Source organism: Maribacter sp. TH_r10 (assembly GCF_033101095.1).
GTDB classification, from domain to species: domain Bacteria; phylum Bacteroidota; class Bacteroidia; order Flavobacteriales; family Flavobacteriaceae; genus Maribacter_A; species Maribacter_A luteus.
In genome coordinates this window covers 1-209 of the sequence record NZ_JAWMPY010000062.1, presented here as the reverse complement: position 1 = coordinate 209, position 209 = coordinate 1, and the positions used below count along the sequence as shown (strand labels likewise).

Sequence of the window (209 nt, the reverse complement as noted above, 5' to 3'; positions counted from 1 at the left end):
CCAAACGATGTGCACGTGGAGTTATACCAAGGGTCTTATAGTTACTCCCACTTTGGTGGACCCCTGGTGCCAGACCTACATAACCTGCCAAATGCTTTACACTATTGAACCTTCTCAGATCCCCCAGTTCACATAATATACCACAGGCAACGATCCCTCCTATTCCAGGGATACTTCTTAGAAGCATATAATCCTTCTTATGGTACGTT

General features: G+C 45.0%; 1 protein-coding gene. It reads right to left on the bottom strand.

Annotation, left to right across the window (positions count from 1 at the left end; genetic code table 11):
• A partial coding sequence (locus tag R3X28_RS19335) for an IS110 family transposase (protein ID WP_317666535.1) occupies positions 1–187 on the bottom strand: 187 nt, incomplete at its 3' end.
• Between the last annotated feature and the right edge of the window lie 22 nt (positions 188–209).